Source organism: Bradyrhizobium sp. AC87j1, assembly GCF_002936975.1.
GTDB classification, from domain to species: Bacteria; Pseudomonadota; Alphaproteobacteria; order Rhizobiales; family Xanthobacteraceae; genus Bradyrhizobium; species Bradyrhizobium shewense.
Genome location: NZ_PTFE01000097.1, coordinates 1 through 21881 on the forward strand (window position 1 = coordinate 1; position 21881 = coordinate 21881).

The window sequence follows — 21881 nt, forward strand, 5'->3', positions numbered from 1 at the left end:
TCCAACTCGTCGAAATAGCCAATAAGCACCTCAGGCTCGCTGGCGACCTTGACCTCGCGGACGACGTTGCCAGTCCCGTCAACAATGCAGATGCTGCTCTCTTTCAAAGACACGTCGATCCCCGCATAATAGTCCATGGCTGTTCCTCACTTGATGCCTGGAGCCGATCACTCGGACTCCGTTTCAACATCATCATTCTGAGGGACAGCCACTTACCTGGCTAGGCTCGCGAAGGCCGGCCCATTACGGCATCTAGGTCGACAGCGATCGGGAGATCCCCAAAACTTGTACGGGCCAGCGCGACATCACCGCCTTCATCCAGGGCTTCTGCAACCGAACTCCGGCTCCATTCCGCACCTGATATATCACCCCGGTCGAGATGGAGGAAGATCAGTTCGGCGCGTCAGTGTGCGCTCAGAGATCGGATATTGAACCGATGCTGCGCGGCGGCACACATTCGCGACCGATCTGCTGGAGACCGGAGCCGAACTGCGCATCAACTTTTGGAGCGAGAGATGAACAAGCTTGGGTTAGCGATCGTGTACTCGGCCAGATGCAAAGCTGGGCGCCGAAGCCTCTTCGAGTGTCATCTTCTCAAGCATCAGATCCGTGACAAGTTTGCGGAGGCGCCGGTTCTCGACCGTGAGCTCTTCCAACGCACGACGCATTTCATCGATGCTAGCACGAGGAGCATCCCTGCCCGCGTTAGGCTCTTCCGAAGGTTGCCCTACATCCTCGCTGAGCCGCCGTTTCCGCCAACGATGGAGCGTCATAACGCTCACGCCAAGCGCCTCACAGACGGACACTTGAGAGCTGCCTGCTCGAGCCAATTCATCCGCCTGAGCGAGTTTCAGTTTAATCTCTTGATAAGAATGTTTTTTCATTCGGACTAGAACGGGTTCAGACAAAGTAACTCGCCGCCGGCTTGAACTAAGGGGCGGGCGCTGTCAAATAACATACAACGACGTCTGCTAACCTACAAAGGCATCATACAGCCCGGTTGTTAACGCTACCAATGAAAGCGTTCAAGATGAATATCGAGTTTCGATAGGCATGTTCATCTTTCACAAAGCCGTCATCCGGCCTGAACGGCAACAAAGTAGGTGGAGCATGATGCGGGCCCCCAAGTTTTGAACCCCAGCAGGCGCTTCATCCTGGAGCTAGGCAGGAACGGGGGTGCCGGCGGAGACCTCCCGAATGGCAGGCCTGCCCAAGCAGCCCATCTGAGACGGAGAGACCGAGGGGCTGCTGACCATCGAGATGATCAGCTGAAGCGGACCGGCAGAAGGGCGCCAATCGCAATGTGTGTTTGGGCAGCAAATGGAGGAAATGGTGCTTGCATTACATTTTGACATCTTCATCTCAATGATCTGGATAGCCTGGCAAGTGGTTGTTGCGCAAGGACCTTCAATGGGAATCAGTGACTCCGTCACATGCCATGATTGTTCAGCATCGATGACCCTTTCAGGCAAGCACGTCGCAACCTGGTCGCGCTTGGTCACGTGCAGAGCTGACATCGGCGTGGTTCGTGCGGCCATTCTTGCACAGAAAAAACGACTATTTGCCGCGGGGCAACAACTGCAGAAGCTATCCAACGTTCGACGAGGTTCGTGTTGGTGGGATCTCATCAGGCGCAGAACAGGGCTGATCCAGCCTTTCCTAGGGGGTAGCAATATCCCTCCCGGACCCGCAGTGTCGGCTCGGAAACCTCTGGGGTCGCCAAGCAGATCGCCGAACTTGCGAGCTCGGTGAAATGAGTGTGGGCAGTTGGATCTTTCATCCTTGACACGCACCACTCACAATCCTAACATTTAACATACACTGCGGATTTCTTATCTACGCCATCGCGCGCGGCGACTGGATGGTCACAGCGTGAAGCGCCTTGACGTGACCGTAGCATCGCGTCGCAATAAGAACCGAAAGGGCCTCCAATGGCTATATCTTACCTGACGAAAACTGAGTTGGACCAGTTTCTCCACGATAACGGAAATCACATTGAGCCGAGCGTCAGGTCGGCACTGATCGACTCGTTAGAACGTAGCGGAGTGTTCAGCGATCATCCTGGGGATTCTTCGAAGGCTGTGTTTCAGTCTGGCCCCTTCTCCGGAGGGGCCGTTCCAGCAGGCGTTCAGGTTCTCGACGTTGCGAAGTCAACCACCGTCGAGACCACGCCGAGCCTGAAAGCGATCATTCTCGATGACGCTGGAGGCAAGACGCTCAACGTGATCGGCGGCCACAATGACGTGTTCGTCGCCATGGGAAAAGGTTCCGATAGTGTGACCCTATATGACTATGGGAACGACACGGTCTATGGCGGTAGCGGCAACGACGCGATCCGCGGTGGACACGGTAACAGCTCACTGTTCGGCGGTGCGGGCAACGACAGTATCTACGGTGGCAGCGGCAACGACACGTTGAGCGGCGGGACTGGTAATGATCGTCTCGAGGCGGGCACCGGCGCTCAGGTGCTCGAAGGCGGCAGCGGCCACGACATCCTACAAGATCTAGCGTCGGGCCACAGCACGCTTATCGGTGGCGATGGCAACGATACGCTAATTGGCACACAGGGCGATGTCTTTGAGGGCGGTGACGGCAATGACGTCTTCTGGGTCTACGGCGAATCAGGAGCGAACTCGACGCTGCAGGGAGGAAACGGCAACGATACATTCCATCTTCAGACCCACACCGGAAATGATACAATTATAGGCGGCGCAGGCTCGGATACCGTGGATTTCGCCGATCGCTCCTTCCGTGATGTCACCAAGGTCGATGTCGACGAGAAGACAAGCTCCTACACGCTGCACTTCGGGGACAGCCAGACGGTGGTGATCAGTGGCGTCGAATATCTCCACTTCACCGATGGAGACGTGCAGTTAGCGAAGCTCTGAACCCGGCGCCTGTAAGCTGCGCTGAGAAAGCCCCGCTAATGGCGGGGCTTTGCCTTTGAGCTCAGCGCTTTCGCATCTTATGTAGGATGTCCTTTCGATGGTGGATGTGTTGTGGTTTGCTAATGTTATCATCTGGCCCTTTCACCGAGCCCGGTGCGGACACGGATTTAGTCTCTCACGATGAAGCGATTGCTCAACGCGGGCTCAGGATCCGGTACGGCACAGCGCATCGCCCGGATGATGCTCAACCATGATTGGGAAGAGACCCGATTCGACATCGACCCCGGCGTCAAACCAGATGTGATCGGCTCGGTCCTTGAGTTGAGTGCCGCGTTCAAGCCTCAGTCCTTCAACGCGGTGTGGACATCGCATGTGCTCGAGCACCTGTATGCCCACGAGGTCTACCCTACATTGCGGCAATTCCACCAGATCCTCAAGCCCGATGGTTTCGCCTTGATAATGAGCCCGGATCTGCAATCGGTCGCTCACTTCATAGCCCAGCATGGGATCGGCGCAATAGCCTATCATTCGCCGGCGGGGCCGATCAGGGCGCTGGACATGCTCTATGGCCATTCGCGCGCCATCGAGGAGGGGCGCGTCCACATGGCCCACCGCACCGGATTTACCGCCGAGCGACTGGGTAATCTCCTGCTGATGGCCGGGTTTGCGACCGTTTCGGTCAGCAGCCAAAATTTCGAGGTCTGTGCGCTCGCGCTGATGCCCGAGGCCGACGACGAGGCCATCCAACGGTCTTTGTTAGAGTACGGCTTCAACTTCCAGGAAGCCAAGGCCTGATGTGTGAGTGCGCCCCGCCATTCTTCACAATCTGAACGATAAGTGCGGCTGGTTTTTTTGCCGCCCCATGTTATACTGGTCGTTGAACGTGAAGCCTTAACATATTCAGATCGCTTGACCCCCCATGACCGTCCACCATGCCGATGACCGGAACCTGGCCGATGCGGCGCCCGCATCGGCACTAGGGTGCCTGATTATCGTCGCACGACAGCACGGGCTGCACCTCACGTCCTCACAGCTCATTCAAGACAACCTTCTGCCGGACGAGAACGTCACAGTCCATCAGCTTATCCGCTGCGCGGAGAAAGCGGGCATGCGCGCAAAGTGCGTCAAGCTCGATTGGGGTGGGCTATCTCATCTGAAGAAGGCGCTCCCAGTCATCGTTCGGCTTCGCAATGGGAGCCACATGGTGCTCCTGCGTGTCGAAGGAGACGCTCACAATACGCGCATCGTGCTGAGGGATTCGAATGCCGCGGAAGACGCGCTGCTCGTGATCGACCAACCACGATTTGAAGATATCTGGTCCGGCGATCTCGTCATGATCAAGCGCAACTACGAGATATCGGACGAAGCGCAGCCGTTCAGTTTCGGCCTCGTAGCCGCGCTGTTGTTCCGCGAACGCCGCATGGTCCGCGACGTCGCGATTGCCGCTGTGATCCTCGGGCTGCTCGGCCTGGCGCCGATCATGTTCTGGCGCTTGTTGTCGGACAAGGTGATCTTCTACAAGGCGTACAACACGTTTTATGTGCTCTGCGTCGCGATGCTGGCAGTCATAGCCTTCGAGGCGGCGTTCTCGTTCTTGAGACAGTTCCTTGTCCATCGCTTGACGACCAGGCTGGACGTGAAATTGTCGACCTACGTCTTCGAAAAGGTCCTCAATCTTCCCATCGACTATTTCGAGCAGACGGCCGTCGGCCTCATCGCGCGCGACATTCGCGAAGTCTTTCGCATTCGCTTGTTCCTGATGGGGCAATTGTTCGGCACCATTCTCGACTCTACGACGTTGATATTCTTCCTGCCCGTCATGTTCTTCTTCAGCCCCGTCATGACGATCGTGGTTCTCGCCTTGTCGGCATTGATCGTCGCGTGGCTCGTTCTGATGTTGCCGAATTACCGCAAGACGTCGACTGCGGTGCTGGCCGCGGAGGGCGCGCAGGGCGCATTTTTAGTTCAGACCTTGAATGGCATCCGGACGATCAAGTCGCTCGCGCTCGATACGCGGCAGCGCCACATCTGGGATGTTCTGGTCGCACGAGTTGCCAAGGCCCGGCTCGTGGAAGGCATGACTGGAAACGCTATCCAGTCGGTGGTGCGTCCGCTGGAGCGGCTGGCCGTCAGCGGCTCCTATGCGCTTGGCGTCTATCTTGCCCTCGAAAGCAACGATCCGGTCTATATTGGGGCCCTGTTCTCATTCCTGCTGCTGTCGCAGCGCGTCTCGGGTCCGCTGATGCAGATGGCGCAGCTCATCAATCAATACGACGAGGCGCGAAGTGCGGTTGCAATCGTCGGCAATCTCGTCAACCGGGCGGCGGAAGAGGGACGTTCCGGCCATGGCGTGCGTTCGCCGCTCGAGGGCAAGGTGGAGTTCTCTGGCGTCACCTTCAAATACAAGGGAGCGCTATCGCCCACGCTGAACAACATCTCCTTCGAAATCCCGCTGGGGACTACTTTGGGCGTGATGGGCAAGAGCGGATCCGGCAAGACCACGATTACGCGTCTGCTGCAGCGGCTGCACTCCGATTATGAGGGATTGATCAAGATAGATGGTATTGACGTTCGCGAGTACGACATCGACCATCTCCGTCGTAACGTGGGTGTGGTGCTCCAGGAGAATTTTCTGTTCAGTGGAACTATCCGCGAAAACATCACCGCGGCCAAGCCGGACGCGTCGTTCGATGATGTGGTCAGGGCGGCGAGGCTGGCGGGCGCCGAAGAATTCATCGACAAACTGCCGCGTGGCTACGAGACGCATATCTATGAAGGTTCGCCGAACCTCTCGGGAGGGCAGCGGCAGCGGCTTGCGATCGCGCGTGCGTTGATCGTCAACCCGCCCATCCTGATTCTCGATGAGGCGACAAGCGCGCTCGACGCCGACAGCGAGGCGATCGTGAACGCCAACATAACGCGCATCGCGCATGGCCGGACGCTGATCATCATCTCGCATCGCCTGTCGTCCCTGACAAAGGCGGACGCAATTCTCGTGCTTAATCGCGGTGTGGTCAACGACATCGGGCGGCATGAGGAGCTCCTGGCGCGCAACGATATCTACAGCTCGCTGTGGTATCAGCAGAACACGCATTTGGCGCCGGCAGCCCGCAACGATCGGTCAAGATTTGGGAGTCCGACGCTTGTCTCCTGATGGTGCGCTTGCGACCGTTCGCCAATTTCAATCGGAAACGGATGCGATCCGAGAGGAGGCTGAGCCTCTGATCGCGCGAGCAACGCTGTTTGTGCTCTCGGCCTTCCTGGTCACGATCGTTGCCATTCTCGCTCTGACGCGGATAGATCGCGTCATCACCAGTGTCGGGGGGCGGATCGTGCCGGTGGGACAGGTCAGCGTCCTTCAGGCGCTGGATCCATCGATCATTAAGACGATTGACGTGCGGGAAGGCGAGCAGGTGCAACCGGGACAGCTTATTGCGACCCTGGACGCGACCTTTACGTCGGCGGACCTGACCCAGGCGAAGTTGCAGATCGCTAGTCTCGAGACTCAGGTGGCGCGCGATGAAGCCGAACTGGACCAGCATCCGCTGGTCTTTGCGAGCAAGCCAGACCCGGACTACCAGAGATACGCAGCCTTGCAGAAGGCGCTCTATGATCAGCGGATGGCGCAATATACCGCGCAGATCAATAGTTTCGATTCGAAGATCAAGCAGACGCAGGCGACGATGGAGAAGCTTCGCGGGGACGATGCGAGATATCGGCAGCGTGACGAGATCTTGCAGAAGATCGAGACCATGCGCACGACGCTGGCCGAGCACGGCACGGGCTCGCAGCTCAATATGTTTATCTCCCAGGACACAAGGCTTGAATTGCTGCGGACCCTGGAGAACACCCATAACAGCCTAATTGAAGCCCAGAATACGCTCGCCGCGTCAATCGCGGACCGGGACGCCTTCAAGCAGCAATGGTTTGCACAACTGAGTCAGGATCTCGTGACGACCCGCAACAAGCTCGATGAGGCGAGAGCCTCTTATGAGAAGGCGCTCAGGCACCAGGATCTGGTCCGATTGACCGCTGCCGAAGACTCGGTCGTGTTGACGATGGCAAGGCTCTCGGTCGGGTCGGTGCTGAAGCCCGGCGATCCCTTCATTACGCTGATGCCGACCGACACCAAGCTCGAGGCTGAAATTCGCATCGCTTCGCGCGATGTCGGTTTTATCCGGCCCGGAGACCCCTGCACGATGCGGATCGATGCGTTCAATGCCGCGGAGCATGGTACAGCCGAGGGCAAAGTGCGCTGGATCAGCGAGGGCGCCTTCACCACCGACGACGATGGAAAGCCTATCGAAGCCTACTACAAGGCGCGGTGCTCGGTGGACTCGACCAACTTCAAGGATGTCCCGAAAAACCTCCGCCTGATTCCTGGCATGACGCTTGCGGGAGACGTCCATGTCGGCACGCGGGCGGTCGGAATGTATCTGCTTGGCGGAATGCTGAAGGGCATCCGGGAGGCCATGCGTGAGCCATGATGGCATTGACCCGATCGCTCCTCCAATGGCTTCGGCCCGCGTCTCACGGATCTGACAAAAGGCGGCTTGGTCCGGCGGAGGCGGCGTTCGAGCGCGGTCACTATCTGGAGGCACTAAAGCTCTGGAAGCGTGCCTCGCAAAACGGCGACGCGGAAGCGGACTATCGGATCGGCATGCTCTACGCCAAGAACCAGGGAGTGGCGGGCAGCATTCCCGATGCCGCGGTGTGGTACGAACGCGCGGCGCAGCGAGGTCACGCCGAGGCGCAATATCAACTCGGCCTGATTTATCTGTATGGTGTCAACGCCAGCCTCGGACCGAATAGGCCGGAGACCTGGCGTCAATCCTCCGCCGCGCGATTGGGCGATACCGCGTCGAATGTGCATCACCTGATATTCCCGCACGGGACCAGTGTCGCGAAGGATATTTGCGCCGCGTTTCGCTGGATATCGGCCGCGGCCGAAGCCGGCAAAGCGGATGCTCAGACCATCCTGGGCAATCTCTACAGCGAAGGGCAGGGGTGCACGAAGGACCTCGCTGCTGCACTTCGTTGGTATCAGGCGGCGGCCGATCAGAAATTTGCGCCGGCCGAGTTCGCGCTCGGCGATGTCTATTATCAAGGACGCGGCGTACTCGTCGATTTCGCGCAGGCTGCGATCTGGTACGGCAAGGCCGCCGCGCAGGGTCACGTGAGGGCGCAGATTGGGCTCGCATTCATGACGTTGAAGGGTATGGGCGTGCCCGAGAACCCGACTGAGGCCGCTCGCCTGTTCCAGAGTGCGGCCACGCATGATGATCCGATCGCACTCTACAACATCGGCCTGTTACGGCTCAGCGGCAAGGGCGTCGCCAAAGACCTCGATCGCGCCGAGTCCGCGCTGCGCAAGGCGGCGCGGAAGGATTACCTTCCGGCAATTCAGGCACTCGCGGAATTCTATTCGAACGGAGCCGATGCCGAGCCCAATTTGCGGGAGGCGGCGGTTTGGTACGAGAAGGCCGCCGAGCGGGGCGATGTGCAGGCGCAATTCTTCGTCGGCCGATTCTATGCGACTGGGGTCGGTGTCCCGCCCAACATTCGTCAGGCCGCGAAGTGGTTCGAGCGCGCGGCCGAAAATGGCCATGCCACTGCGGCATTCAACATTGCTATCTTCTATCTCAACGGCTCCGGCGTTCAGCGCAACGTGGAGGCCGCGATCAAATGGTTCGAACGTGCCGCAGATGGCTGCATCAGCGCCGCACAGGTGCAACTCGGAAAGCTCTATTCGACCGGTGCGGGCGTTCCCAAAGATCAGGAAATGGCGTCGGAATGGTTGAGCAGGGCCGCCGATAGCGGAGATCCTGACGCCAAGACCGCCTATGCGGTCTTCCTGCTTCATCAGGATGCGTCTGATGATAACGTTGCACGCGCGCACTCTTTGTTGGGAGAGGCCGCGGAGGCTGGTCATCCTCCGGCGGCGTTTCAACTGGGCGCGCTGAAGATGGGTAAGTTCGGAGGGGCCGCCGATATATTAGGCGCCATCCTATGGCTCACACGGGCGGGGGATGCCGGCCATGTCGAGGCGCAGTACATGCTTGGACTTCTCCATCTGGATCCGAAGAGCGGCGTGGGGAATGCTCAGGCAGCATCATCATGGATGACCAAGGCGGCGCGCGCGGGGCATGCAGCCGCACAGTTCCAGCTCGCCGTTATGTACTGCACGGGGTGTGGAGTGCACCTGGATCTTGCAGAGGGTGTGAACTGGTATGAGGCCGCTGCAGAGCAGGGACATACTGTTGCGCAGTACAACCTCGCCGTGATGCTCGGGAGGGGGCAGGGGCGCGAGGCTGACGTGACGAAGGCGACGGAATGGTTTCAGAGAGCCGCCGAGCGAGGCATGGCGGAAGCGCAGGTTGCTCTGGGCGACGCGTTGATGTCAGGCCGAGGCACCGCGCAAGATCGGGACGCCGCGGTCAATTGGTATCAATACGCGGCGCGGCAACGCAATGAAGGCGCCGTGCGGCGCCTCCAGTCGATCGGCGCGACACGCGAGGAGACTTTCACACGGGAGAGAGAAGCTTTACGCTAGAGCGAGTTGGCAATCGGTCATGCGAGGAACCCTACAATGTGGAGAGTTACCTCATCCGCAATCATACTTGCGGCAGTGGTGAACAGCGCTGTTTATGGAGCAGAGCGCGGCATGCCCACAGTCGAGATCCTGGGGGCAAGCTCAACGGAGGCTGTCCCGACCTCCTTCCACGGCGCATTCGACCCTAAGCCGCGACTCGAAATCACCCCGCAGCAGCTCGTGGGCACGGACCAGATTCTCCTGACGACCGCCTACACCTGGGCCTGCAAGCTAACATCCAACTTATCCACGACGCCATCGCTGAGCTTCGATCGAGATAAATGCACGCTCGTGTCCAAACCGATCTTCTTCCTAGGGGGACCGCCAGGGGGAGAGGCAAAAGGCGATACCCGGTCCGCGCAGCACTGGCGGCGCACCTATGACGGAATCGTTTCTTCACAAGCAATCGCTAGTCAAAGCCACCGGGAACGGCTGCTCATCTTGAGACAAGGAGAGAACAAGAACGAGAAAATGGGTGATCGCTTTGTCAAGAATACAGTCAACGATGATGTCTCACCGACCGTGTGCTTCTCAGGTGCGGTTGATGGTGCCTACCGGGACTGCTGGAGTGCCTATAATGCTTTCATCAACGGCAGCATCATAACATTGCAGGGACACTCGAAACGGAAATGGTTAGCACGCGATCTCGGGCCGGTTCTTTGGCCTGCAATGGGCTATCTCGTTGGAGGGAAAAAGAGTTCGAATGGTGTTAGGTCGCCCAACTCGATCGTCCATCAGGGCTTCGTCTACGTCTTTTACAACGACACGAGCCGCGGAACGGAAGACGGGCGTAAAGGGGGCATGCGGCTTGCTCGCGCGGATCTCGCAGACCCGACCCTAACTTTTTATCCGCTCTACAAGGGTGCGTTTCTGCTAGACAATCCGTCCTTGCCGCGAGCATTCGATCCGGCGCGAATGCGCGAGTTCTACGGCATGCCGGGCGGTCGAGCCGATTCGTTCTTGCGCAACGATGTCAACCTCTGGAAATTCAACGTGGCGCGTGTGCGCGGTACAGACTATTTCCTTGGCGTGAGCGAAGAAGGTGGTTTTAATGGAGTTCCGTGGACACTCCAGCTCCGAGTGTCCTCTGATCTGATCCATTGGTCAGATCCGGTTGGTGTGCCTGGTGAGATGGCCGAATCCTGGACAACAGGCGGCCTACATTATCCGGTCCTGCGCGCGGATGCCGGAGAGGCGCAGGAAATTGATCCGAGCGGCTTTTGGCTGTTCGGCACGGGTTCGAGAACCGGCCTTGTCCGAAAGAAGTTAGTCATCCAGCTCACGCATTCTCGTCCGAATTAACTTAATGGAAGGCTGCGGTTCGGCAGAGGCCGAGACACTCCGTTCTAATCACCTGATCCCAGGCCGCCACGACACGGGACAGCTCGAAACGCATGGCGGTCTGGCGGGCTTGCCTGCCGACTTGCTCCCGGAGATCGGGCGTGGTAATTAGTTCGGAAAGTTTGGCGGCGAGCGCATCGGCACTAAATTCGTCTACCAAGAATCCATCGCTGCCGTCCTGAATGATTTCTTGGACAGCCTGACACGTACGGAAGGTGACGCTTGGCGTGCCCGCGGCCATGGCCTCGATAAGAGTCAAGGGCAGCCCCTCGAATTCGGAAGACAGAACGAATATCTGGCTCCTCGCCATTTCAGCGGCTAGCCGGTTCGTCGGCCCCGGTAACCAGACGCGTTCCCCGAGACCAAACTTGCCGATCAATTCCTCGTAAGCATCTCTCAGCTGGCCTTCACCGAAGATCACCAGCTCCCAATTTGGCGCCTTGTCAGCAATTTGTGCGAAAGCTGAGATCAGGAGATCGAAGCGCTTTTGCTTCTCGAGTCGGCCTGCGGCGATGATCCGGGGGTGGGGAACCGGTTGGCGCGGAGAACTGAAAAATTCTGGGGCGACGGGGTTCGGAATGATTCTCGCCTTGGTGCGCACCTCGTTCGGCAGCGAATCGCGAAAGCGGTGGGTCAGAAGATGAATAGCGTTGCATTTCGAGAAGTAGTCTCGCCGACGCTGCGGGGACCACCACAGCTTCTCAATCATCCACGGATCATTGTGCTCCGAGGCGATGATCGGTATCCCCAGACCCACGGCGGCATCTATAGCATTCTCGAACAGATCTTCCGATAGCATGGGGACGAAGACATCGATGACATTATCGATGAGACACTGACGTAGGGCGGCCGTGCCGGTTGGCGTTGTGATGTCGATGGCGAACAGGTCGATGGATCGTCGGAGCGGATAGACCGGTGCACTGTTGCCAAACGGCTTACAGACCACAGAAACACGATAGCCTCGGTCGATCAGTCCGGCACTTAGCATTGCGAATAGACGTTCAATGCCGCCTTTCGAGAACAACATGCCGTGTACGTAAAAGCAGACGTGGACCTTACCCTCCAAATAACTCTTGCCGCCGCCAATTGCGAAGAGTCTTGATATGTCGCCAGTGAAGCGAGAATCATACCGTCCCGCGAATCGCTGTGCCTCATCGGAAATCTCGGCCCGCATCTTGCGCTGCAAGCTCGCCGAGGTATGAAAGTTCTCGAGGACATATTCTGCAACGCCCAACCGCTCGGCGAAATATTGGTCAGTGCCTTCGATCTTATGCACTGTCGAGGCAGCGTGGCGGCGAAAGTAGTTCTTGGCTCCTATGTCATAGGCCACGACACCCGAGCGGCAGCACTCCAGGTAAATAATCCAGTCGCCGCACATCTTGAATCGTGACGCGAGCGGCAACGCTGCCTGCAATGATGTTCTACGAAGAATCGCGCCGCTCGCGTTTACAATTACCGACAGAGCCCCATAGCCCTGATTGACAAACTCAGAACCGTCCATAATAAAACTCGTTGTTCCGAAGCCTGGATGGATGCGGTCGAAATATGGACGCAATGCACCCTCCTGGATCTCACCTGCCTCGTTTACGATATTCGTTTCGCAGAACGCGATCATAACATCTTGGGATTGGAGATAAGCTGTGAGCGTTGACAGTAGATGCTCATTACAGAAATCATCGCTCTCTGCGATCCAAATGAGCTCGGAGCGTGCAAGGTTGACGCCCTTTGCCCACTGCAAAAATACGGCCCCTGAATTGGTCTCGTTGGGAAAGAATCGCATGCGCGGGTCGCCTGCATAGGCCCGAATGCGCTCGACACTGTCGTCTGTCGAGTGATCATCGAGAACAATCAACTCAAAATCTTGAAAAGTCTGATTAAAAATCGATTGAAGTCTCTGATCGATAAATCGTTCGTGATTATAACTGGGTACGACAACGGACACGCCGGGCTCGACGCCGGCATTGTACATTTGCGCCAGGATGAACAGCATCTGCGCTGATGGCACATAATCCCTTCGAACAATTTCTTTGACCGCGTCACCCATCTTCCGGCGCAGGGCGTCGTCCATCGCGAGCTTGGCGATCGCTTCGGCAGCAGCCGTGGCCGAACGCTCGGCCATAACAAGACCGCAGCCGCGACCGATTAGTGCCTCCATACCAGTCGCATGACGGAAGCATAGTGCCGGAATGCCGAACTGCGCGGCTTCGAGAACCACGAGCGGAAACGGGTCTTCCAAGGAGGATAGAAGGAAAATGTCGCCGACCGCCATCAAGTCCGATGCATCGGATCGCCATCCAATCAATTTGATTGAATCGCTAAGTCGTGCTTGATCTATTTGTCTTCGTAATGGCAGCAGATCCTCGCCGTCTCCGATCCAAAGAAAGACAACAGGTTTCCGCAGCTCTTGCCGACGAAGGAGGGTTATTGCAGTCTCCACGAAAATCGCAGGATCCTTTCTCCAGTGGAGCGTGCCACAGCCAAGCACGACCACTGCGTGTTCGGAAATACCAAGAGCCAAGCGCTGCTGAAGACGATATTCTGCCCAATTGCTCTCTGGCAGAGCAGTCGGTGCGATAAAGGCGGGAACCGTAGCGACGCGCATTGGGTCTATGCCAATAGAGTTTACAAGATACTCGGTGATTGCGGGGGACGCGGAAATCCAGTGATGGGCCTGATGCGTCAAAAGCGAAACCTCGGCGGGAAACAGGCTAAGCACTTTCTCCATTTCGTGGCAGTGCGCTATGATTTTTGCGCCACGCACGAAAGCGCCGAGCCTGCCTCGCAAGACGCGCCCAGAGATGACGGTGTTTAGATAGACCACGTCGGGCGTGTTACAGAGAATCTCGCTGATAATGTAGTCTGTTTCGAGCTCGATGTCGTTGACGCTGAAGCAGCGGCCAAGCTCAGCGTATGCCGAGCATAGATGACCGGGGCCAAGCAGAAGAATGCGGATTCTGTAGTGAGTATGAACCCGAAACCAGCGGATTATCTCGAGAAGGACCTTTTGAGCGCCAGCTGCATAACTATCATGCCCGACGAACAGAATTGTATGCCTGCCGATATCAGGCAAATTGCGCGGCGGTGCGGGGAGTCGCCCTTCCTGTCGACCGAACTGCCGATAGTGTTCGAAGGCGTTCATATTCTCACGGCGAACGTCGCCGTAGGTGGCAAGATAGAACTTGGGATCGAAATTGGGGTTGGGCTTACGACCCTCACGTTCCCCAAATGAGACGTAGTGCCAATAAGGATCGACCCCTGCCGATTTCACGTCAGGATGGGCCGCAAGATAATAGTTAGCGTCAAACTCTGCCAGATCTGAGTTTACAGTGGGAATTTCAGGTCGAGCGGACCTTCCGGCGGTGTCCTGTGCGGTGGACGGTGGCTGCGTAACGGTGGTGAGAGTGTCGGTTATCAGCGAGTCTTGCCCGCTAGTTAACCGCGGTAATTGGAGGCAAATTTCGTCGACGAAATCGAGAAAGTCCTTTTGGTTGCGCTCGGACTTCCGCCAGTCGACGAGATAATGTTGGAAACTGTCGCCTATCATTTTGGGATGACCTTCTGCGTAGGCCTCCGGATCGAACCATCCGGCCCGGGTCACGAGAGATCTAATGAATTGGTATGACGTGGAACAATTGCGCGACTCCTTGTAACCCCTTACGATGAAGTGGTGGTGAGGATGCATTCCGGTAGTACGGACATCAGGGTGGTGCTTGGAGTAGTAGTCGATCGAAAAGATCGCAGTGTCTACGAGGCCGCCGGTAATCGCGGCCAGAGCAAAGACGTAGGGATCGAAGGGAAGACTATCCACTTCTGCTCCGGCAATGAGCCAGTGCTCGGCTGCCACTGGTAGAAGAAATTCGCAGTTGGTCAGTCGGCTAACATAATTGGCGAAGAACTTGCTTGGTTCATGCCTCTTCAGATATCCGGAATTGAGAAATCGTTCCGCTACGTTCCCAGCCCCAGCGTAGAAATCCGGATATCTGCGCAGGAGATAGCGAGAAAGGATGTAGGGGTTCGGATCATAGCCTTTGAAACGGCCCTCCTCAAGGTAATGCTTGGCCGCCCGTTCCGGATCGACCGCCAATCCATAGTTTATTACATACCACTCGTGGCTGAGAGCGAAGAGCGCCCTTTGCACGTCTGACGAAACAACAGCCGCCATCTTCTTCACCTTGACAGGCCCGTTCGTGAAGTATTGAGATGTCGTACGGGCAGTACCGGCGACGCTTTTTTGCGACAGATTGATAGCGACATCAATTTGGCGTCGGCTCCAGGATCGAGAACTAGTGTACTTATGCGGCGGCCTGTGAACAGCGCCGAGCGACGTTGGTCTAACATTCTCATTTGAATCGTCCTTCTAGGCAGAAACTGCGGTACCCGAACAATGGTGCACCCAGCTCGGACCGCCACAGGAGCGCATGAGTTCAGACCCCTTGGCCAAGGTGACCCGTGGAATCAGCGGACCTCACCCATCTGTCCTAAGTGCGGACTGACTGTGAAACCTGCCGCCATGAGATAGCGAGTGATTCGACTCGCCATGGTCTTACGATTGTCATCGAATGCCCGTCCATCGAACCTGAAGTCCCACCGCAACTGGTCAATGTCAGCAAGTAGCGGCAGCGCATTAGCAGGCGGCGCGCATGGGATTTTGAGTGTCGCGGCGAGTTCCCTCACCCGAGCATCGTGTCCTATGACCATGCTCGGGACTCCGGCCATCAGCGCAAGGACGGCACCGTGAATGCGGGTAGACACGGCGTAATCGTGACGCTCTGCGTGAGCGAGCCATTCGTCAATACTGAGAAAGAAGCGTCCACACCGGCGCAGTCCGGTCGCGGCCCAAGCCCTATCATGCGACCCACGGAGCGCGTCAAGTGCCGCGATAAGCCTGGGTTCGTTTTCGTCGATCTCCGCCTGCTCGTCGGCCATAAACTGAATGAGCGGCGCCGGATCCTGGACCAAGTAAGTTGAGCCGGGCCGTTGAGTAACTACCTCAAAGAGAAGTCTCTCAACCACGCTGGTGTCCCCCGAATAAGGGAAAAACGTAGCTCCCGCAGCATAGAGCCGTGTAAGTGGGCGTCCCACGACGGCCTCCACCCTCGTGCCCAGCATAGGATCCGGGTTAATGAAAATAGAGGGACAGCCGATTATCTCAACGTTCTTGACGCCGTACTGAGCGCAAACATCGGCCGTGTAATCCCCCCGGACGAAAATGGTTCTGCAGCGGGCTGCAATTGCATTCAAAAACGCCAGGGTGCCCGCCTTCAATTGCGGAATTTGGCTCTCGTCGCTTGATTGGGCACCAAGTCCAAATACAATGCATTCCTTGTCGAGGCCCTCGATGATCCGAGCGAGTTCGGACATATCGAAGGCCGGATTGAGAAAATTTGCAGCGGGAATGACAAACTTGTCAACTCGCTCGCGAACCACTTCCGTGTGACAACCCCAGGACACTAGCTCGATCTCGTCACGGAAAAGACGACATGTCGCGTACCAGAAGGCTAAGTTCCCCAAGTTGTTTCCAGATGCCCCCATAATGCGCCTAGCGTCGGTCGCAAATTCAGAGGGAATGGTTCCAGTGTTATTGGCAAGGCAGGCCACGCGCATGGGAACTCCGCATTTTCCGCACTTCAATGCGGCTGCAGGTATAATCCTGAGTAAACTCGGACGTTGAGCGACCAGCTGCCGGTCTCTTGGCTGGCTTACTGTCCATTTTTGCCTTGGAAGCGTCCCGCACTACGACAATGTGTTGCAGGGAGACTCTCTCTGGCCAAGGGGAGGCGGCTTTGGGAATGGCGCAACGCGTTCCCGAGTACTGAACCGCGCCGCGCTCCATCCCGCGTCGGCCTTCGCTCCCTTCGGTGCGGAGATCGGCGGCGGCTTCGCGCTCAGCTTCCTTGCGATTTAAGGATCGCATTATCATCCCGATGATCTGCGCTCCCCCGCACGGGGAAACTTCATGCCCACTCATCGAATGAGGCTGCATCCATCAGCAGACTTCGGCCTCAGACCGACGACAGCAAATCAGGAGCTGCCCTTGGGAGAACGAGAATGCCAAATCCGCACTTGCGATCACGGGCTTCTGGTAAGAAGTCTGACACGTCGATCGAAAGAGTTCCGAATCCTTTCCTAATCACTTGCCAAAACGACCTCATCTCATCATTGAACTGAATATCATCGAACGCTATCACTCTTGGCCTTAGGCGCGCCTCATATATCGCGAACGTAGAAAGCGTCGGCATCATTGCGTGCGCGGCATCTATGAACATAAAGTCGGCAGTCGGTAGCAGTGTGGTCACGGCGCTCACAACCTCTTGAGAATTAGCATCACCTACGAGTTTTGTAATGCTGTGGCCGTTAAATGCTGGGATGAAATTATCACTTTCCGTAGTAATGTCGACAGTCACTACTGTTGCTTTATCAGAGTTATGCTGCAAACCCCGATAGATCGACAATGCAGATCCGCCCCAGTGCGTGCCAACCTCAAAGGCTGATTTGGAATTTGTCACGGCTGCAAGTCCAGATAGCAACCTGTAATAGCTCGAACATTCGCGTTTAATATCTCTTTTATTACCCCAATGTATTCGGCCGTAGCCAATGCCATCGAGATCTATCTCTGCACCTTTATGCCAGGCAGAAAGGACCAAGTTTATCAATGGCTGCATAGCAACATTCCGTTCCTGTTGCTCCATTCCGAAAAATAGTTGCCGCGTTGCGCAGCATGCCGAGGAAGGTTAGGTGAGCTTTCATTTGGCCGATGTTTTTCGAGCTGGTTTGAATGCTTTCTGGTCTTTCGGGGCCGCAAGCTCAAACCAAGAGTCGGGTGCAGACGTGGCGATAAGTTTGGCAAAGAAGGATTGTGGCGCTCAAATCTGCCCTTCGCGCTTCTCGAAAACGGTGACTCTGTCGCTGGTAAAATAGCCAGGTCCGGGAATATTGCCAGTCGACCGAAAGCTCGACGCGCCAGGTCGCCCTCGGCGGCTTGCTGCTCGTCTACCTTCGGCGAGTAGTGCACTCCAACCGGCTCGCCGATAGTGCCGCGACCACGACGCAGAAGATCGCCCAGCTTGCCTTGTGCGGTCGTCACAAAGTTGAAGTTAGCGGGATGAGGCAAAAAGCGACGGTTCACGCCCCTTTCGTTGTTTGTTACCTCGTCAGCAATAAGCGAAAGTTCGAACGCCTGCCAGCCCAGTTCCATCGGCTTTTCATACGGAGCCAGGAGTTTCGATGTGCCGTCGCGTGCCTCTTCCCATGTGACAGTATATTCGTCCTTTGGTTTATCAGACCGGTGTTTGGCCCATGAAACGACAACGGGCTCGCCAGTGTCGGTCCTTCGGACAACCTTCAATCCCCTGGGAACGAAATGGGCTACCGCTGAGACTTTGGCGAAGATTTCCTCTGGCGTCTCACCATCCTGCGCTCGCCAAGTTGATCTAACCTTGTCGATCGAAGTGTTGTCATCCGCACGGGCGCCATCGCCCTTACCGCCTAGCCCGCCGGTCAAAACCAGCCATACAAGGCCGACACAGCCCCCGAGCCTGAGACCGAACCAAAGCACGCGTCTACCAGTCATTTTCGCTTACCCCACGCAGCCGGCCCTTAGATCTGCGTGGCATTGTATCTCCGAAGAGACCCAAGACACACCTATCAGGGTTGGTTGGTGATCACGCCGCCGGCGTCTGGAAGTTCTGTGCGTCAAGTTCAGGAAAATTGATCATGGGGTCCGGTTAGGCCATCCGCTCGGAGCCGCCGTCGCGCGCCGCCCATTTGGGGGATGAAGATAGCCCCGGTCGTCCCGGCTATCCTGTGCTGGTGCTGTTGCGTGCTGTGCTGCTGCAGACGCTCTATGGTCTTTCAGAACGCGAACTCGAGGAAGCGCTGGGCGATCGGTTGTTGTTCAAGCGCTTCGTCGGTCTGAGCCTCGAGGGAGCAACGCCCGACCACACAGTTCTGAACCGCTCCCGGAGCCAGCTCGTCGAACAAGGGCTGCTGGAGAGGCTGTTTGGCGAACTGGATCGCCAGCTTGAGAATGCCGGCGTCATTCTCAAGCGCGGCACGATGCTGGATGCAACCTTGATCCAGGCGGTGTCGGCTCCTCCGAAGGAGGATCGCCCCTCAAACGACCCTGACGCCCGGTTTACCAAGCGGCAGGGCAAAGGCGGCTCGACCTTCGGTTACAAGGCCCATGTTGGTGTCGATGAAGGCTCCGGCCTGATCCGCACAGTGCTCACCATGCCCGCCAACATCAACGACACCACGCCAGCCGATGAGTTGATCCGCGCGATGAGGCCGTGGTGTGAGCCGATGCGGCCTATGACACGCATGCCAGACGAGCTCGACTGAAAGCGGAAGGCAAAAAGCCCCGCATCGCGTTCCGTCCCAACCGACATCATCCGGAACTGCCGCCAAGGCTCAAACGCTACAACCTCCTCATCGCGCGCCGACGAGCCCAGGTCGAGACCACCTTCGCCGCCTTCTGCGCGTCCGCAAATTTTGGGGCCTTCGTCGGTATCCGCTCCTCCCAGCCGAGGGAATTCGGCAGCGAGAACTCTAGCCAAAAATGGTCCAGTTTGCCGGCGTCGAGATCAGAGTACCTCAATCGCTATTGTTAGTAGGGGATCGCTCCCTGGACTTCCAGCGTTCTCAGCGCCCATCATCACAGGCCGAGTCGGCAAGGTTCACGTGAACTTTCCGAGTGAGGCCATTGTTGATGTGAGCTTCAAGGCAAGCGCTCTTGGTCTTGCCTATACCAAATCAAACGACGTTCCCAAGTTCACCTTTCCCCCAAAATCTACGGACGATCTCTACGAGCCAGAAACGCTTTCGTCATTTGCGGAGCCCTATCCTCCGCACAGGTACGACGTGGTTCTTCGCTGGGTCTCGCAAGGACCGCATTCGGACATTCCTCGATCTTGCACCGATTCTCAGCCGCACGCTTGTATGCCGAGACCTGCACAGCTGTTGGCCTATATCTTTAAGCGCTAGACGATTTGGTTAACGCGGGATGACCTGGTCTGCCAGGCTCGTTCGCCTTGCCGCGGGCAGCCTGCGGGCGGCTACTTGATCAACCCCAGCCGGTTCGCTGCATACCGACGTTCCAGGATCGCCTGCCACCACGGCTTCTGCTCGATATACCAGCGCACCGTCTTCTCGATGCCGCTCTCGAAGCTCTCCGCCGCGCTCCAGCCGAGATCGCGTTCGAGCTTGGAGGCGTCAATGGCGTAGCGGCGGTCGTGCGCGGGGCGGTCGGTGACAAATGAGATCAAGCGGCGGCGCGGGCCGTCCGTACTCGGGGCGAGGTCGTCAAGCAGCTCGCAGATCGTCTCCACCACATGCAGATTGGTCCGCTCGTTGCGGCCGCCAATATTATAAGTCTCGCCGACGGCTCCGTGCTCGAGCACGAGTGTGAGGGCCTTGGCGTGATCCTCGACATAGAGCCAATCGCGAACATTGTTTCCGTCGCCGTAGACAGGAAGCTTCTCCCCGGCCAGGCCCTTGATGATCATGTGCGGGATCAGCTTTTCAGGGAAGTGGTAGGGGCCGTAATTGTTCGAGCAGTTGGTCAGGAGCGTCGGCAGCTCGTAGGTCTCATGCCAGGCGCGCACCAAATGGTCGGATGACGCTTTGCTTGCGGAGTAGGGTGAATTGGGCGAGTAGGGCGTGGTTTCCGTGAAGAAGCCGTCCTCGCCGAGCGAGCCGAATACTTCATCCGTGGAGATATGCTGGAAGCGGAACCGCGCCCGCTTGTCCGGAGATAGCGTCCTCCAGTAGCGTAGGGCTTCTTGAAGCAGTGTGAACGTTCCTACAATATTGGTTTGGATGAATTCGCCGGGGCCGTCGATCGAGCGGTCGACGTGGCTCTCTGCGGCAAGATTCAACACAGCGTCGGGCTGATAGTGCTCGAACAGTAGGCGCAAACCCGGCGCGTCGCAGATGCATTGCTTTTCGAAGGCGTAGTTGAGGTTTTCCGTTGCGCCGGGCAGGGAGCTGAGGTTCGCCGCGTAGGTGAGCTTGTCGAGATTGACGATGCGCGCGTGGCTGCTGCGCAGGAGATGTCGTACGACCGCGGAGCCGATGAAACCTGCCCCGCCTGTCAGGAAGATGGTCAACCCCTTCAAGCGCATGATCAATCTATTCCGTGTACCGAATCAGGCTGCTCTGTGCGCGCGTGCGACAGATTGTAGATATTCGCCGTAGCTGCTCTTGGCGGTTTTCGCGGCCACCCGCTCGAACGCTTGGATCGTAATGTAGCCCTGTCGCAACGCGATTTCTTCTGGGCAGGCGATGCGCAGGCCCTGGCGTTGCTCGAGGATCTGGACGAAATGGCTGGCTTCGACGAGCGAGGAATGCGTACCGGCGTCGAGCCAGGCAAAACCGCGACCGAGCACGTCCACGTAGAGATCGCCCCGATCCATATAGGCCTTGTTGACGTCCGTAATCTCGATCTCGCCGCGAGCCGACGGCTTGATGCGTGCGGCAATGTCGACCACGTCGTTGTCGTAGAAGTAGAGGCCGGTCACCGCGACGTTGGACTTCGGCTGCTTCGGCTTCTCCTCGATCGAAAGCGCGCGGCCGGCCTGATCGAGCTCGACCACGCCATATTGCTCGGGTGTCTTGACGTCGTAACCGAATATGGTAGCGCCTTTCTTGCGCAGGGATGCCTTAGTTAACATTCCAGGCAGGCTGTGCCCGTAGAAAATGTTATCGCCTAATACAAGGGCGACTGGATCGTCGCCGATGAAATGCCGTCCGACGATGAATGCGTCGGCAAGTCCGCGTGGCGTCGCTTGCGTAGCGTAGGAGAAACGCAAGCCAATTTCGCTGCCATCGCTGAGCAGGCGCTCGAAAAGCGCCCGGTCCTGCGGCGTGGAGATGATCAAAATTTCCCTGATTCCGCCGAGCATTAGCGTGGAGAGCGGATAGTAGATCATGGGTTTGTCGAAGACCGGCAGAAGTTGCTTCGAGACGACAGTCGTCACGGGATAGAGGCGAGAGCCGGTGCCGCCTGCGAGAATGATGCCTTTCATTGCTCCTCACAGTTTACTTATCGCAACCATAACATA

13 protein-coding genes and 2 pseudogenes are annotated in these 21881 nt (G+C 57.4%); 7 read left to right on the forward strand and 8 right to left on the reverse strand.

Annotated features, from left to right (window positions below; genetic code table 11):
• Positions 1 to 137 (reverse strand): annotated as a pseudogene (locus CV770_RS33340) (IS110 family transposase); the annotation flags it as partial.
• A 393-nt stretch (positions 138 to 530) separates the two neighbouring features.
• A complete protein-coding gene (locus CV770_RS33345) occupies positions 531 to 884 on the reverse strand; it encodes a transposase (RefSeq protein ID WP_104465366.1) in 354 nt (117 codons plus the stop codon).
• 1077 nt (positions 885 to 1961) lie between these two features.
• Between CV770_RS33345 and CV770_RS33350 the strand changes: the two genes are divergently transcribed.
• The 6 genes from CV770_RS33350 to CV770_RS33375 all read left to right on the forward strand — a co-directional run bounded on the left by CV770_RS33350 (position 1962) and on the right by CV770_RS33375 (position 10782).
• The gene (locus CV770_RS33350; protein ID WP_349627988.1) at positions 1962 to 2888 is read left to right on the forward strand and encodes a calcium-binding protein; all 927 of its coding nucleotides are present in this window, start codon (positions 1962 to 1964) and stop codon (positions 2886 to 2888) included.
• A 180-nt stretch (positions 2889 to 3068) separates the two neighbouring features.
• Complete coding sequence (locus CV770_RS33355; RefSeq protein ID WP_104465368.1) at positions 3069 to 3683, forward strand: class I SAM-dependent methyltransferase; 615 nt, start codon at positions 3069 to 3071, stop codon at positions 3681 to 3683.
• A gap of 124 nt (positions 3684 to 3807) precedes the next feature.
• Complete coding sequence (locus CV770_RS33360; protein ID WP_104465369.1) at positions 3808 to 6042, forward strand: peptidase domain-containing ABC transporter; 2235 nt, start codon at positions 3808 to 3810, stop codon at positions 6040 to 6042.
• Positions 6032 to 7375 (forward strand): HlyD family type I secretion periplasmic adaptor subunit, encoded by a 1344-nt coding sequence (locus tag CV770_RS33365; protein ID WP_104465370.1) that lies wholly within the window; start codon positions 6032 to 6034, stop codon positions 7373 to 7375. Before CV770_RS33360 ends, CV770_RS33365 begins: the two co-directional genes overlap by 11 nt.
• Positions 7375 to 9441: a tetratricopeptide repeat protein gene (locus CV770_RS33370; RefSeq protein WP_201760159.1), complete on the forward strand. Its 2067-nt coding sequence runs from the start codon at positions 7375 to 7377 to the stop codon at positions 9439 to 9441. Before CV770_RS33365 ends, CV770_RS33370 begins: the two co-directional genes overlap by 1 nt.
• 111 nt (positions 9442 to 9552) lie before the next feature.
• Complete coding sequence (locus CV770_RS33375; RefSeq protein ID WP_146101403.1) at positions 9553 to 10782, forward strand: hypothetical protein; 1230 nt, start codon at positions 9553 to 9555, stop codon at positions 10780 to 10782.
• Between the two features lies 1 nt (position 10783).
• On the opposite strand, the gene CV770_RS33380 is transcribed toward CV770_RS33375, so the two are convergent.
• The 4 genes from CV770_RS33380 to CV770_RS41865 form a co-directional block, all read right to left on the reverse strand.
• Entirely contained in the window at positions 10784 to 14983 is a 4200-nt protein-coding gene (locus CV770_RS33380; protein WP_245453926.1) for a glycosyltransferase, read from the reverse strand.
• A gap of 293 nt (positions 14984 to 15276) precedes the next feature.
• Positions 15277 to 16425 (reverse strand): polysaccharide pyruvyl transferase family protein, encoded by a 1149-nt coding sequence (locus CV770_RS33385; RefSeq protein ID WP_104465374.1) that lies wholly within the window; start codon positions 16423 to 16425, stop codon positions 15277 to 15279.
• A gap of 398 nt (positions 16426 to 16823) precedes the next feature.
• Positions 16824 to 17483, reverse strand: coding sequence for a class I SAM-dependent methyltransferase (locus CV770_RS33390; protein ID WP_161500054.1), 660 nt, complete (start codon positions 17481 to 17483; stop codon positions 16824 to 16826).
• Positions 17471 to 18391 (reverse strand): hypothetical protein, encoded by a 921-nt coding sequence (locus CV770_RS41865; RefSeq protein ID WP_146101404.1) that lies wholly within the window; start codon positions 18389 to 18391, stop codon positions 17471 to 17473. Before CV770_RS41865 ends, CV770_RS33390 begins: the two co-directional genes overlap by 13 nt.
• Positions 18392 to 18579: 188 nt before the next feature.
• On the opposite strand from CV770_RS41865, the pseudogene CV770_RS33395 reads away from it, so the two are divergent.
• Positions 18580 to 19289: pseudogene (locus tag CV770_RS33395) on the forward strand (IS5 family transposase); the annotation flags it as partial.
• A gap of 585 nt (positions 19290 to 19874) precedes the next feature.
• Here CV770_RS33395 and rfbB read toward each other — a convergent pair.
• Positions 19875 to 20942 carry a dTDP-glucose 4,6-dehydratase gene (gene rfbB / locus CV770_RS33400; protein ID WP_104465376.1) on the reverse strand — a complete coding sequence of 356 codons (1068 nt, stop codon included), beginning with the start codon at positions 20940 to 20942 and terminating at the stop codon, positions 19875 to 19877.
• A 24-nt stretch (positions 20943 to 20966) separates the two neighbouring features.
• Positions 20967 to 21845, reverse strand: coding sequence for a glucose-1-phosphate thymidylyltransferase RfbA (rfbA, locus tag CV770_RS33405; protein ID WP_104465377.1), 879 nt, complete (start codon positions 21843 to 21845; stop codon positions 20967 to 20969).
• Positions 21846 to 21881: the final 36 nt, after the last annotated feature.